This is a genomic window from Streptomyces sp. NPDC030222 (assembly GCF_055573115.1).
In genome coordinates this window covers 334,391-347,964 of sequence record NZ_JBVICA010000005.1, presented here as the reverse complement: position 1 = coordinate 347,964, position 13,574 = coordinate 334,391, and the positions used below count along the sequence as shown (strand labels likewise).

Annotated in this window: 9 protein-coding genes and 1 pseudogene; 4 read left to right on the top strand and 6 right to left on the bottom strand. The window is 68.8% G+C overall.

The genetic code is table 11. The annotated features are described in order from the left end of the window. The first annotated feature begins 311 nt into the window (after positions 1-311). The 3 genes from ACZ4Z5_RS10385 (at position 312) to ACZ4Z5_RS10375 (ending at position 3,207) form a co-directional block, all read left to right on the top strand. Complete coding sequence (locus ACZ4Z5_RS10385) at positions 312-1,841, top strand: helix-turn-helix domain-containing protein (protein WP_468259479.1); 1,530 nt, start codon at positions 312-314, stop codon at positions 1,839-1,841. A gap of 299 nt (positions 1,842-2,140) precedes the next feature. Beyond that, positions 2,141-2,533, top strand: coding sequence for a hypothetical protein (locus ACZ4Z5_RS10380; protein WP_468259476.1), 393 nt, complete (start codon positions 2,141-2,143; stop codon positions 2,531-2,533). A gap of 5 nt (positions 2,534-2,538) precedes the next feature. Beyond that, complete coding sequence (locus ACZ4Z5_RS10375; protein WP_219671137.1) at positions 2,539-3,207, top strand: nucleotidyl transferase AbiEii/AbiGii toxin family protein; 669 nt, start codon at positions 2,539-2,541, stop codon at positions 3,205-3,207. Between the two features lie 263 nt (positions 3,208-3,470). On the opposite strand, the gene ACZ4Z5_RS10370 is transcribed toward ACZ4Z5_RS10375, so the two are convergent. The 6 genes and pseudogenes from ACZ4Z5_RS10370 to ACZ4Z5_RS10345 form a co-directional block, all read right to left on the bottom strand. After that, positions 3,471-5,060, bottom strand: a complete 1,590-nt coding sequence (locus ACZ4Z5_RS10370; protein WP_468259473.1) for a tropomyosin — start codon at positions 5,058-5,060, stop codon at positions 3,471-3,473. A gap of 231 nt (positions 5,061-5,291) precedes the next feature. Further along, complete coding sequence (locus ACZ4Z5_RS10365; protein ID WP_468259471.1) at positions 5,292-5,804, bottom strand: hypothetical protein; 513 nt, start codon at positions 5,802-5,804, stop codon at positions 5,292-5,294. Beyond that, positions 5,726-6,703 carry a hypothetical protein gene (locus ACZ4Z5_RS10360; RefSeq protein WP_468259468.1) on the bottom strand — a complete coding sequence of 326 codons (978 nt, stop codon included), beginning with the start codon at positions 6,701-6,703 and terminating at the stop codon, positions 5,726-5,728. Before ACZ4Z5_RS10360 ends, ACZ4Z5_RS10365 begins: the two co-directional genes overlap by 79 nt. A gap of 770 nt (positions 6,704-7,473) precedes the next feature. Further along, positions 7,474-8,562 (bottom strand): MerR family transcriptional regulator, encoded by a 1,089-nt coding sequence (locus ACZ4Z5_RS10355; protein WP_468259632.1) that lies wholly within the window; start codon positions 8,560-8,562, stop codon positions 7,474-7,476. A gap of 499 nt (positions 8,563-9,061) precedes the next feature. Then, on the bottom strand, positions 9,062-10,768 hold the full coding sequence (locus ACZ4Z5_RS10350) for a BTAD domain-containing putative transcriptional regulator (protein ID WP_468259630.1): 1,707 nt from the start codon (positions 10,766-10,768) through the stop codon (positions 9,062-9,064). Positions 10,769-10,777: 9 nt separating this feature from the next. Next, positions 10,778-11,038, bottom strand: a pseudogene (locus ACZ4Z5_RS10345) (AfsR/SARP family transcriptional regulator); the annotation flags it as partial. 951 nt (positions 11,039-11,989) lie between these two features. Here ACZ4Z5_RS10345 and ACZ4Z5_RS10340 point away from each other — a divergent pair. Continuing rightward, complete coding sequence (locus ACZ4Z5_RS10340; protein WP_468259466.1) at positions 11,990-13,462, top strand: NDP-hexose 2,3-dehydratase family protein; 1,473 nt, start codon at positions 11,990-11,992, stop codon at positions 13,460-13,462. Positions 13,463-13,574: the final 112 nt, after the last annotated feature.

Here is a 13,574-nt window from a genome sequence, read left to right as displayed (position 1 = left end):
CGAGGCGGCCGCCACTCCGGGCACACTGGACCGGATCCGCCGAATCCGCACCCGGGCACACCGGGCCGCCCCTGCAAAGTGAGCGACCTCACGCACCCCCTTCCGCGCCCCCTTCGCGAGGCAAGACCGATAATTCACCCATTCAGCCGGGTTATTCGGCATGCACCAATAAATGGCCTAATCATGAGTAAAGGCCGCACATCCACCTGACACCACCTCACCAGACCGGTGACCTGCGCAATCTGCCTCCGCGTCACCCGAATGCCACACCCGCCCCAGGAGGTATCTCATATCTGAGATAGCCTGCCGCCATGACCGACGACTACCTCGTACGCATCGGCAAGCTCATCCGTGACGCACGACAGCACCGCGGCTGGACTCAGGCACAACTGGCAGACGCGCTCGGCACCAGCCAGAGCGCGGTGAACCGCATCGAGCGCGGGAACCAGAACATCAGCCTTGAGATGATCGCCCGCATCGGTGAGGCCCTGGACAGTGAAATCGTGTCCCTGGGGTATGCGGGACCCATGCATCTCCGCGTGGTCGGCAGGCGCCGGCTCTCCGGCGCCATCGACGTCAAGACGAGCAAGAACGCGTGCGTGGCCCTGCTCTGCGGCTCCCTGCTGAACAAGGGCCGCACGGTGCTGCGACGAGTGGCCCGTATCGAGGAGGTCTACCGGCTGCTGGAGGTCCTGCACTCCATCGGTGTCCGCACCCGGTGGATCAACGAGGGCCGCGATCTGGAGATCGTGCCGCCCGCCGAGCTGGACCTCGACTCGATCGACGCGGGAGCCGCGCGCCGGACCCGCAGCATCATCATGTTCCTCGGCCCGCTGCTGCACCGGCTCGACCGCTTCCGGCTGCCCTACGCGGGTGGCTGCGACCTCGGCACCCGGACCATCGAGCCGCACATGATCGCCCTGCGCCGGTTCGGTCTCGACATCACCGCCACCGAGGGGCTGTACCACGCGGAGGTCGACCGCAGCGTCGCCCCCGAGCGGCCCATCGTGCTCACCGAGCGCGGCGACACCGTGACCGAGAACGCCCTGCTGGCGGCCGCCCGGCACGACGGCGTCACCGTCATCCGCAACGCCTCCTCCAACTACATGGTCCAGGACCTGTGCTTCTTCCTGGAGGCCCTCGGCGTACGCGTCGACGGCATCGGCACCACCACGCTCACCGTGCACGGTGTGCCGAACATCGACGTGGACGTCGACTACTCCCCCTCCGAGGACCCGGTCGAGGCGATGAGCCTGCTCGCCGCGGCCGTGGTGACCGAGTCGGAGCTGACCATCCGCCGGGTGCCGATCGAGTTCATGGAGATCGAGCTCGCGGTGCTGGAGGAGATGGGCCTCGACCACGACCGCTCCCCCGAGTACACCGCCGACAACGGCCGCACCCGGCTGGTGGACCTCACCGTCCGGCCCTCCAAACTGGAGGCGCCGATCGACAAGATCCACCCCATGCCGTTCCCCGGCCTCAACATCGACAACGTGCCCTTCTTCGCGGCCATCGCGGCCGTCGCCCAGGGCAAGACCCTGATCCACGACTGGGTCTACGACAACCGCGCGATCTACCTCACGGACCTCAACCGCCTCGGCGGCCGCCTCCAGCTCCTCGACCCGCACCGCGTCCTGGTCGAGGGTCCCACCCGCTGGCGCGCCGCCGAGATGATGTGCCCTCCGGCCCTGCGCCCCGCCGTCGTCGTCCTCCTGGCGATGATGGCCGCGGAGGGAACGTCGGTCCTGCGCAACGTGTACGTCATCAATCGCGGCTACGAGGAGCTCGCGGAGCGACTCAACTCGGTGGGTGCGCAGATCGAGATCTTCCGGGACATCTGAAGGTTCTAAGAGAAAGCATCGTGAAACCCCTCCTGACCTGCAGAAATAGGCGGCAGGAGGGGGATCGTAGGCACCTCTGGGACTTTCCTGGGACTTCTGGCCGGGCGCGGAGGCTCTGAGTGACAGGGCACATCACGTGATCCATCATCGGAGTCGGCCTGAAAGGATCGCAGAGTCCGTCCTGCTCAGGGCTGAGCAGACTGCGGCAACCAGCTCACCCGGGGATCCGCCCCCGCTCGCTCCGGACGCAGCTCGCACATCATGACCCTCGCACCATCTCCGGCCGCCATAATGGACTCATGCCCTCCAGCTCACAGCACCCCGCGCCCACCCCGAGGGACGTCTCGGACGCGGACGCCAAGGACCTCGCGCTGTATCGGGAGAAGTTCCGGTGCCGTCTTCCGGAGTCGCTGGACGAGTTGCACGGCCCGACCCAGGGGGTCGTGGATCTGCCGCTGCACATGGCCTGGTCCGGGATGACCTCATACGACCTGGGCAAGCCGCGCCAGCGCATGGGCCTGTACCGCACCGTCCTGCACGAGGGCCTGCACGACGACCTGCCCCGCTACCTCAACCAGGACCTGCTCCTCCAGCTGTGGCCGGTGCTGCGCACCCTCGTCGGCCGCAGCGTGCGCGCCGTATGGGAAGATGCCTTCCCCGAGCTCGCCTCCCGGACCCGGGCAGCCGCGTGACGGACATGCCGGAGCTGCACACGCGGCTCCTGGCGGATGTGATCGCGCTCGGTTCCCCGTATCCACTGGTTCTCACCGGTGGATACGCCGTGCGGGCACACCGCCTCGTGAATCGCCCCAGCCAGGACCTCGACGTCGCCACCGAGAACCCGGCGCCCATGGCCGACATCGCCGCCACGCTCCGCGCTGGCCTGGAAGCCCGCGGCTGGAAGGTGCACGCGCTGGAGACTGCCCCGCTGTCCGCCCGCTTCACCGTGTCCGACCCGGCCACCGGGCAGGAGTGCGAGGTCGACATCCTCAAGGAGATCTTCTGGCGGCCGGTCACCCAGAGCCCGTACGGGCCCGTCCTCGCGGAGGAGGACGTGATCGGGACCAAGGTCCGCGCCCTCGCCGACCGCGGAGCGCCCCGCGACCTGATCGACGTGTTCGCAGCCTCCCGCCGCTGGACCAATGCCGAGCTCGAGGAGTTCGGCCGCCGCCACGCCCGCGGCCGCTTCGAGCGCGAGGATCTGCAATCGAACCTCACGGGCGCCGAGTGGACCGACGACGAAGCCTTCGCCGCCTATGGGCTCGATGACGCCACCATCACCGCTCTCCGCTCTTGGGCCGTGGAGTGGGCCGACGACCTCGCGGCCCGTCTCCTCGAAGAGGCCGATGATCCGGACATCGACTGATCACATCCGGATGAGACTGCATCTGCCGTCGATCAGAGCAAGAAACGAAGTGAGTGGGTGGGACAGCAGTAGATTACGGGCTTGTCCCACACCAAGCACGCCGGGCAGACCCTGGGGAGATCAGCCGGAGGTCGTATGGGGCCGAACGGCCGGAGCAATGCCTAGACCCAGGACATCAGGGTGGGCGCGGCAGAGGCTGAGGGCGGCACGTCTCAGCCTCTGCCCGGGCATACGGCCCGCAGGCGGGTGGCCCAAGCAGCCGACTACAGGTGAAGTCCGACGTGGTTCACGATGAAACGCTTCCCATCGGAGTCGAGGGCGAAGTAGATCCGTCCGACCTCGTTGGGTGACACCGCGTCCCGGACCTTGATGTGCGGCAGTCCGTCGCAGCGCTTCCCGTCAAACATGAAGTAGCGCTTGTCCTTGTCCTTGCTCAGCTTCTCGTCGCTGGGCGCGTACTTCAGTCCGTGGTTGTCGTAGAACCACTGAGTCAGCCTAGGCATATTGCCAGGGTTGGCGTACAGGTCCATCGCGGCCTGCGCAAGAGCGATCAGCTGGTCGGTCATCTCCTGGGGGTACGGATAGCGCGAGTCCTTCCAAGCGCGCCCCGCTCTCGCCGTGAACACGATGTGCTCCTCCGACGCCTTGGTGAGAGCCTTGAAAGTGGGTACGGCGTCCGTTCCCAGGGCTGGGACCTCACTCCAGGCGTCGAGTACGGCTGCCTGTCCGCTCCCGCTCTTCGACAGGTCGAAGTACTGCTTCTTCCAGTAATCCCGGTCCTGGCGCAGCGCCTCGGCGGAAGCGGCGTCGTCTCGCGCCTTGTCGCGTTCCTCCACGCAGCTTTGTGCCATGTCCTTCCACGACCTGGCGTCCTCTTCGAGCTGTCGCACGCGCTTTTGCAGAGCTTCGAGTTCGGCGGTGGTGTCGCCGGCGGCCTGGGCACGCGACAGATACTCGGCCGCCCTGCGCGCGCCCGCGCGGTACGATGCCTGCCGCGCCCGCTCCCACGCCGTGTCACTGCCGCGAGCAATGACCGAGAGGTGGGCGAGTGACGGCATCAGCCGGCGTTCCACGAAGAACGGCTCGGACACCTCCTCACGCGAGTAGGCGGGATGCTCCAGGCCGAGGTCGGGCCAGACCAGTCGGGCGCCCCCGCTGGGTACGGCCATCTGTTCGTGAGCCCGGCGGACGGCCTGTGCGGTCACATAGTTCAAAGTCACCACCTGAGCCAGCCCGGCGAGTTGGCCCGAGGCATCGGCCGCCGCGCTCCACCCCGCCTGGTCCCTGGGGTGCACCAGGACAATGGGGAGGCGTGTGCGCAGCGCCAGGGAGTCGAGAAGTACGGTCGTGTGGCTCTCCTCGCGGATCCTCTCGTAGCGGCCCGTGGCGAGCTGGCTCAGCACCCGCACTTCAAGTTCCCGGTCGCCGAGCACCGCCCGCAGCAGGTTGGGGCGCTTGAGCGGAGGGTCCTGCACCGGCGCGATCCACCCGTCGGGGATCTCCCGGCCCATGACAATTCTGAGCCCGCCACCGCCTTCTTCCAACTGGGAAACGGTGACCCGGGTGACGAACTGGGCCGGACCTGCGGACAACGGCTGGTGGATGGTCAGGCGCAGGGCACGGGTGAGGTCGTCGCCCGCCACCGTCCAGCTCACTGTGCGATCGCCGTGGCCGGGACTCTTTCCGGCGAGCACCGCCCGGCCGTCTTGGTCGAATTCGGTCACCGACGGTGCCGGTATCCGTCCGCCGTGGCTGAGCCAGTCTGCAAGATGGTCACGTAGACGCTCATAGACGTGGCCCGGATGCTCCTGGGCAGACTGGATGTCAAAACTGACGGCATACAGCGCCTGCATGGCGGCTCCCCTCAGCCCAGATGCCCTGCGCATTGGACCGGTTGCTCCCGAACGCGGTCAGGGCTCCACTCGGAGAAACACCGTAATGCCGCCACGCCGAAGTCGGTAATTCCCTGCGCGGGGGCTTCGACGCCAACCGTCAGGGCAGCCGAAGGCCATACGTGCTGGTCACTGAGGGGCGGGGGCCTGCCTGTGCGGAGCTGCAACCGCTTCCGGGGGGAGCGCCTTCGCTCAGCGTGCATGTCGACGCTGAGCGTTCCGCGCCGACTGCGGCAGCTCCTCCCCGCTCAGCGTGGCGAGCACGAGGCTGCGCTGTCCTCGGAAGCTGCGGATGACCTGCTGGCGGACGAGGTCAGTACTGGTTCCGGTGGTGCCAATCTGGCCCGTCTCCACCAGACGTGAGAACAGCGTGTTGTCCAGGTAGGCCGGGACGTTCTTGTAGCCGAACCGGAGGGCACCGTGCCGTCCGTCCTTCAATCGGCCGTCGTCGCAAAGCGATTCGAACTGCCGACGGGAGAAGTACATCCCGTGGATCATCTCCGTCGTGTGCGGCAGCACGGAACGCGGATGACAGAGCTTGATCCAGCTCGGACTCGGGTCCAACCGCTGTTCGTCGGCGGGACCGGCCTGCATCTCCGCGTACCGGTCCAGGCTCCTCATCCGTTTCAGTTCCTTGGCGAGGTTCCGGTCGCTGTTCGGGTAGTAGAAGCCGCCTCGCTCGGCGTCGAGCTTCTTGTACTGCACGAGGACGAGGCTGTGGCGCGTGACGTTGTAGAAGATGATGTCGCAGCCGAGCGCCTGCTCCGCCGGGGTGCGGTTGGCGTTCGCAACCAACAGCGTACGGTCGTGTCCTGGAACCTGCGCCAGGCCACATGGTTGGTCTCATCGCTGAGCCATCCGTGCATCGCACGGGTGTCGTGGATGACGAGATGGTCCTCGAGTGCCGGCTGATCACTCATCCTGCCGGAACGGGCGGAAGGGTCCCGCGGACGCGGCCCCGGTGGGTCAAGCAACTCGTCTGGGTGGCGGGCTGCGCCCACCATGTCGAGGAACAGCGGGGGCACCGTGTCGTCGTACAGTTCCTCCGCAGGCGGGTCCCACTCCGCCAGCTGGGAAGCCTGCATCCCGGCCATGCGTGCGACGGCCAGGGTCGCGTCGCGCTGCAGAGCCACTTCCTGTGCCGCCCGCGAGTCGCCGAAGTCCCAGGACTCGATGGCCCCCTCGATCAGCTGGACCGCTTCGGTCAGCTCCGGCCGGAGCCGCAGGAGCAGGGCGCGTATCGCCTCGCCCGTCCCCTTGCTCTGCTGACCCTCCTCGACCAGATGGCGCCGCTGAGCCGCAGTCAGTCCGTCGAGCAGCTCGGCCAGTGGAAGGGGCCTGCGCAGGCGGCGCACATGAGTGACGCGCAGTTGCTGATCCTGGTCTCTGCCTCCGCGTTGGCGGACCGACTTCCCCACGCGGGTGACCTTGAAACGCCCGTTGGCGTCCATGGAGGCGATCAGGAGCAAGTGACGGCCCTTGGACCACAGGTCACGCCGGCGCGTGAACGACCACTGCCACTCGTACCGCCGGGATTGATGCAAGTCCTCAAGAAACTCCAGATACTCGTCCTCGTTGTCACGGCACTTGATGATCGCCACCATGGCCGTATTCTTACTGGCCCCTCTGACAGACGGGCCTCTTCTTGCCATCAACGCGGGCTGTTTGTGGAACCCTCCGGCCAGGTAGGCCACCTTCCCGTCGTTGCACAGTGCCTCGACCGTCTGCCCGTCCAGGTGCGGGTCCTGGGTGCGGGACTCCTTCGGGCACAGGAGCCACAGGCCGTGCGGTCCCTCCGCCGGTCGGCGAGCGGCTGCCTGGAGGGTGACCAGGAACGTACACCGCCCTCGCCCCCAGTACCGGGCGATCAGACCCGCGTCGTGGAGGAAGAGCACCGTGCGCGGTTCGGCGCAGCAGGCGGCGAGGTCACGAACATCAGCGCACACCGCGTCCGTACTCCTTGCACAGGGCCGAGATAGTGGCTGCGGGCGGCGTTCCCTGGGACTTTTCTGGGACTTCCGGCTACATCAACGGGCAAGAGCGTGAAACAACCCAAAGGCGATTCCTGCAAGTCAGCGACCCGCGTCCGCCCATTGCCGCAGGTCACGTGCCTGTCGGGTCTTTTCCGGGACATCTAGCTGGTGGTGCCATGCGCGGTGCCCGATGGCCGGCGCGGCAGCGGTGGCCGTACCGGGGTGGACGTGACGCGCTCCGAGGGCGCCCTGATACGGCTGTCGGGACGGACCCACCGGTCCGTGCTCGACCTGTAGGGCGAGGACCTCCACGTCGGGGCGCCTTTGAGGCCAGGCGTCCCGACGAACGTCTGCTGATTCCGGCGGGTCCGCCCACTTGCGGCGTTCTCGCGCACGATGGTTCAGGCTACGAGCAGGCGGAGGCCGAGCTCTGCCGCGTCGAGATCGGCGAGGTCGCGGTTGCGCTCGGCCCACCGGCCTGAGGAAAGGTCGTCGCGGAGCCTGTTCACCGCCCGCTGCTCGGCCTCCGGCCCGACTCTGGTCCATACCGATACCGCGCGGCGCACATGTTCCTCCAGGTACGCCTCGGGCCGGCGCCAGTAGGCCTCGAAGAAGCCGTCGGCGCAGTCCCACGGAATGAGCACCGGCTCGATGCGAGCCCCGATCGCGCGGGCCAGCCGGTCCACCGGGGGCCGGCCGGCGACGAGGCCGGCGACCTCGGGCAGGTAGTCGCGGGTGAGCCAGAACCGGTGACGCCATCCGGCGTCACCGGCGTCGTGCGTGAACACCACCACGCGCCGGGCCACTCGCCGCATCTCGCGCAGCCCGGCGACCGGGTCCTGCCAGTGATGAACGGTGCTGAAGGCCATCGCCGCGTCGAAGGACTGGTCTTCGAACGGGAGGCTCTCCGCGGCGGCGGCCACGCATGGCGCCGCGCTCGCGGGACGCTGCGCCCGCATGACCGCCGACGGTTCCACCGCGGTCACGTCACGGTCCGGGGGTTCGTAGGAGCCGGTGCCGGCGCCCACGTTCAGTACCGTCCGTGCGTCCCCGAGCGCATCCCAGATCCTCGCGGCGATCCGCGGCTCGGTGCGTCGCGTCGCTGGGTAAGCGGACCCGATCACGTCGTACAACTGCGCGCCGAATACCTTCAGTTGTTCCTCTGAGGTTGTCCTGATCCCCATTGCCCGTGCCTCCAGTTCCCTGTCTATGGCCGTCACCATGGCAGCAGCGCGGTCGCGCTGTTCCAGCAGCAGGCCGCGCAGCCGGTGCAGGTGCGCGACCGCGTCGGTGTCCGGGTCGTCGACCAGATCCGCGATTTCGCGCAATCCGAAGCCCAGTCGCCGGTAGGCGAGCACCTCCCGGAGTCGCTCCACGTCGCCCGCCGAGTAGGCCCGGTATCCGGCCGCGGTCCGCGCGGACGGCTGCACGAGGCCGATCTCGTCGTAGTGATGCAGCGTGCGGACGCTCACGCAGGCCAGCGCGGCCACGCGTCCCACGGTCAGGTGTTCCTCCACGCCACCGACGATGCGGCATGACGCCACGTGAGGGTCAAGCGCTTCGCCCCTGGTACTGCGCGCGGCTCCACCGCCGCGCCGGCCAGTAGCTTCAGGCTGTCGAGCGGTCGTGGCCGCAGCCGGACAGCCGGCGACGCTGCGGTCACCGTGCCCAGGAAGACCGCCGGGCCTCCGAGGTCGGTATGGGCAGACAGCGCGCCGAGCTGTACGTGGGCCGTGTCCCGCGTCGGCTCCGGCCGACGGGGCACTGGACCACCCGGAGCCCCCGCCCCGGCACCGAGCCGGCCAACGGGGGGCCTCGTCGCTTCCGGGTTCAGCCGAGGAAGGTCTGCCGCCACTCCAGCGGCGACATGGTCAGCGCGGCTTCGGCCAGTTCGCGGGCAGAGGCGGCGAGAGCACCTGGCCACCGGGCGCGAGCACTTCGCCGCCTTCAACGGCTGCGGCGGCCCCATGGGCACCGGTCGTCGCGGGCTCAGCCGCAGGCGCGCGCCCAGGCCCGGTCGTCGGCCGCTGCCTCCTCGCCGGCGCTCACGCATTCCTGCACCAGCGTCGGCCTCTCCTCGTGCCCGCGCCCGTCGCAGGACAGCGTGTCGGCCAGCCGCTCGCGCGCGTACACGCGGGTCAGTTCGGGGAATGCGTAGTGGATCGCGTCGTTCTCCCACCGGACGATGGTGATCAGATGGCTGTCGACGAAGCGCTGGAGCAGGCGCTCCACCGTGCGGTTGTCGCTGCCGAGGAGTTCGACGACGGCCTCGGCGGTGAACTCGCCGGGCGGGAGGATGCTCAGCAGCCGGAAGACGCTCCGCTCCACACGGCCGAGCCCTTCGTAGGTGGCGTCGTAGCGGGACCGTACGTCGAGTTCACCGAGACGGAGCTCGTCCAGCAGCTTCTCGGAACAGGACAGCTGCAGGGCCAGGGTGGACAGGGGAAGCCCCGGGCTGCCGCAGAGGCGGCCCCCGATGCACCGCACCGCCAGGGGAAGACCGCCGACGGTCTCCACCAGCCGGCCGGCGGCGCGCCTCTCCCGCTGGACCCGGGCGGACCCGGCGATCCGGGAGAGCAGCTCGGTGCCCTCCGCGGTGTCCATGGCGTCCAGGTCGATGTTCCAGGCTCCGCCCAGGCCGTGCAGGCGCCTGCGGCTGGTGATGACGACGCCGCACTGCGGATCGCCGGGGAGCAGCAGGCCCACGTCGGACAGCAGCGACACGTCGTCCAGCAGGATCAGCAGCCGCCGGCCGACCGTGGTGGACCGGAACAGCTTGGACCGTTCCTCGAGGTCGGCGGGGATCTCGGATTCCGCGACCCCCAGGGCGCGCAGGAATCCATGGAGCACTTCGGCGGGGCCCGGGCCCGTGCCGCCGGAGCCGTGCAGATCCGCGTAGAGCTGTCCGTCCTCGAAGAACGACCGGACGGTGTGGGACATGTGTACGGCGAGCGCGGTCTTGCCCACTCCCGGCATGCCGCTGATGACCGCGACCGGGGTGGCCGTGCGGGGACGGGTGTGTTCCTCGTTCCCGGCCAGGACGGCGCGTGCCTGGCGGACGACGGAGTCGCGTCCCGTGAAGTCGCCGAGGTCCGGCGGAAGTTGCGCCGGGATGGGGACGCTCGGGGCGACGGGACGTGCCTCGGTCTCGGGGCGTGCGGCGGCGGCGGTCTGGTGGTGCTCGATCAGGACGGGCTGTCGGCGCTGCTCGTGCGCCGCCCCCACCGGGGCCTCGGACAATAACGCCTGGTGGAGTTCGCGGAGTTCCTGGCCGGGTTCGAGGCCGAGGTTGTCGATCATGCTGCGGCGCAGCACCTGATAGACCTCCAGCGCCTCGTGGCGGCGTCCGGACCGGTGGAGCGCGATCATCAGCGAGGCGTGCACGTTCTCGTGCAGCGGGCGGCTGAAAACGAGCGATTTCAGTTCGCTGATCAGTTCCTGATGGCGTCCCAGCCGGAGGTCCGCCTCGATCCGCAGGTCGAGGGTGCGCTCCCGGAACTCCTCCAGCCGTGTCACGTAGGAGGACAGCAGGCTGCCCGGCACGACGTCGACCAGAGCGGATCCCCGCCAGAGCGCCAGGGCCCGCTGCAGCACCTCGGCCGCTCCCGCCGGGTCCCCCTTCTTCAGGAGCGACTTTCCCTCGCCGGCCTCCACTTCGAATCGGTGGAGGTCGGTGCAGGCGTCGGGTATGACCAAGGTGTATCCCCCCGGCCTGGTGAAAAGAATTTCCTCCGAATGACGTTCCGCAAGGACCTTTCTGAGCTTGTAAATGTATGTCTGAAGCGTGGTCATCGCACTTGCGGGAGGATCGTTCTCCCATAGTTCGTCGATGAGCTCCGAGGTCTGTACGAGGGTGTTTCTCCGCATTACCAGGAGGGCGATCACCTGGCGTGGCTTGGGCGCGGTGGGAACTACATTGCGTATACCATCGAGAATTTCCAGCGGGCCAAGCACCCGGAAGTCCATCCCACATCCCCCGTTCAGTAACGCTGGCTTTGCTCGAGTTACCCATCTCTTTGTACAGGATTCATCCTGTCAATACCACAGGGCAAGGTCATTTACCCCGGCCCGGCGCACACTTCACGCCGCAGCGCACGGCCACCGCCCACGCGGCCGGAACACCCGCCCGCCTCGATCACCACTCCGGCGCCGGTGATGCACCCGGCCCGCACGCACGGGGTCACATGCGAGGGAGCCGCGGGCCATGACTGGAATGCACCCACGGGCAGCCGCCCGGGGCCGTGCGCGACCGTCCGGATTTCCACTTCGAATTCACGCCAACCCCTCACGGAAATTGGCCGGTTTGCGTTCGGTAAGGTCAGCGGAGCGTGAAAAGCGGTGACTGGATCACGGCCGGGACGGAGCGCCGGCGGTGACGGGTGGCGCCTCACTTCCGCTCCCGCTCGGACTCGCCACGATCCTGGCTCGAGTCCGGGAGGAGTCTCTCCGAGCGGTCCCCCGTCCAGGGGCCCGCCGTGCAGTCCCGTCGTCTCCCGCTCCGCTGCCGTGCGACGACGACTGCGCCCCGTTGGGACACCATCGTGTTCGTAACCCTCGCAGCTCGTCCTCGAGGAACGGTTGAGCCCGGTTCCGGACTCCAACCGGATGCGTGCCCGCCCCCGTTCGGGCCCCAGAGCGGCCCGAGTCGTCCGTGCGCCGCGCAGCCGGGGCACCGCGCGGTGCGGACCGGTGACGCACGCCGCGGCCTGCCTACGTCCAGAGGGATTCGAGTCCTTTGCGGGCGGCCCGCGCTGTACTGGGCCGTGCGCGCCGTCGACGGCCCGGCCTCCACCGGAGCGCGGTGGGCGGCGACCGGCGTACGAGGACACCGGTGACGGCCGTCCTCCCGACGCGGCGACGCGGAAGACCGCCGGGCACCCGGCACGGTCCTGTCCTCCGGCGCAAAGGAACCCTCTGGTGAACCGAGTCGTCCCGCCGCCCCCGTCACCGCCCGCGCTGCGGACGCTCCAGGAGCGGCTCGCGGGCTCGGCCCTCGCCGAGGAGAGCAGGGTCCGTCAGCCGTCTTCGTTCGCCTCGTGGTTCGCCGCCGCGCGCGAACGTTCCGCTCTCCGTGTCCGCCGGGTCGGACTCGACGGCCTCCGGGACTGGGAGAGGGAACCCGGCACGGGCGCGCTGCGGCACCGCAGCGGTGGTTTCTTCGCGATCGGCGGTCTGGACGTCCGTCTTCCCTCCGGTCCGGTGCCGCACTGGCAGCAGCCGATCATCCATCAGCCGGAGGTCGGCGTTCTCGGCCTGCTGGCGAAGGAGTTCGACGGAGTGCTGCATTTCCTCATGCAGGCCAAGGCCGAGCCGGGAAACAGGAACCACCTGCAGCTGTCCCCCACCGTGCAGGCCACCCGCAGCAATTACCAGCGGCTCCACAAAGGGCGCGCGGTGCCCTATCTGCGGTATTTCCAGGAGAGGGACCCGCACCACCTGATCGCCGATGTCCTCCAGTCGGAACAGGGCGCCTGGTTCTTCCGCAAGCGGAACCGGAACATCGTCGTCGAGGTCACCGAGGACGTCGTCGTCGAGGACGACTTCCGCTGGATGACGCTCGGCGAGATATACCGGCTGCTGGCGGTCGAGGACATCGTCAACATGGACACGCGGACGGCACTGTCCTGCCTGCCGCTGACCGGCGGCGGTCTCGACGGTCTGCCGGACACCGGCGACGCCTTCCGGGAGGCCCTGGTCCGCTCGTGCGCCGGGGAGCCGGCGGGTGTGCACACCATGGGCGAGGTGCTGAGCTGGATCACCGAGCACCGTGCCCGGCAGGAGCTCACCACCCGCCGGGTGCCGCTGGGCGAACTGCGTGACTGGCACAGCTCCCCGGAGCGGATCTCCCACGCCAGCGGCCGCTTCTTCTCCGTGATCGGTGTGGACGTCTCGGCCGGCAGTCGTGAGGTCGGCGGATGGTCCCAGCCCATGGTCGAGCCGCACGGGACCGGCGTGATCGCCGTACTGGTGAAGGAGATCGACGGTGTGCTCCACGTCCTGATGCGGGCCGGTACGGAGCCCGGCTATGTGGACGGGGTCGAGCTCTCCCCCACCGTCCAGTGCGTCCCCGAGAGCTATGAGGTGCTGCCCGGCGCGGCCCGGCCGCGCTTCCTGGACGACGTGCTGTCGGCCCCGCCGGAGCGGATCAGGTTCGCCTGTCTGCTCTCCGAAGAGGGCGGCCGGTTCCACCACGCCCTGAACCGCTACCTCGTCGTCGAGGCCGGTGACCGGGCCGGCGTCCTGGAGGACGGGGACCACCGCTGGCTGACGCTGCACCAGCTCGGCACCCTCCTGCGGCACAGCCACTACCTCAACGTCCAGGCCCGCAGCCTGGTGGCCTGCCTGCACAGCCTGCTCTCCCGCAGTCCCGGGGCGATGCCGGACCGGTGAGCGCCGGTGATACGGATGAAACGGACGAGTGGTGGGGGGGGGGGGGGGGGGGGGGGGGGGGAGAGGAAACACCCCCACCCACGCCAACCACCCCAACACCCAAAAAACAGCG

Excerpts from the sequence above, each read along its gene's own strand:
- ACZ4Z5_RS10385 (WP_468259479.1), top strand. The coding sequence starts at position 312 with ATGACCGACGACTACCTCGTACGCATCGGCAAGCTCATCCGTGACGCA.
- ACZ4Z5_RS10380 (WP_468259476.1), top strand. The coding sequence starts at position 2,141 with ATGCCCTCCAGCTCACAGCACCCCGCGCCCACCCCGAGGGACGTCTCG.
- ACZ4Z5_RS10375 (WP_219671137.1), top strand. The coding sequence starts at position 2,539 with ATGCCGGAGCTGCACACGCGGCTCCTGGCGGATGTGATCGCGCTCGGT.
- ACZ4Z5_RS10370 (WP_468259473.1), bottom strand. The coding sequence starts at position 5,060 with ATGCAGGCGCTGTATGCCGTCAGTTTTGACATCCAGTCTGCCCAGGAG.
- ACZ4Z5_RS10360 (WP_468259468.1), bottom strand. The coding sequence starts at position 6,703 with ATGGTGGCGATCATCAAGTGCCGTGACAACGAGGACGAGTATCTGGAG.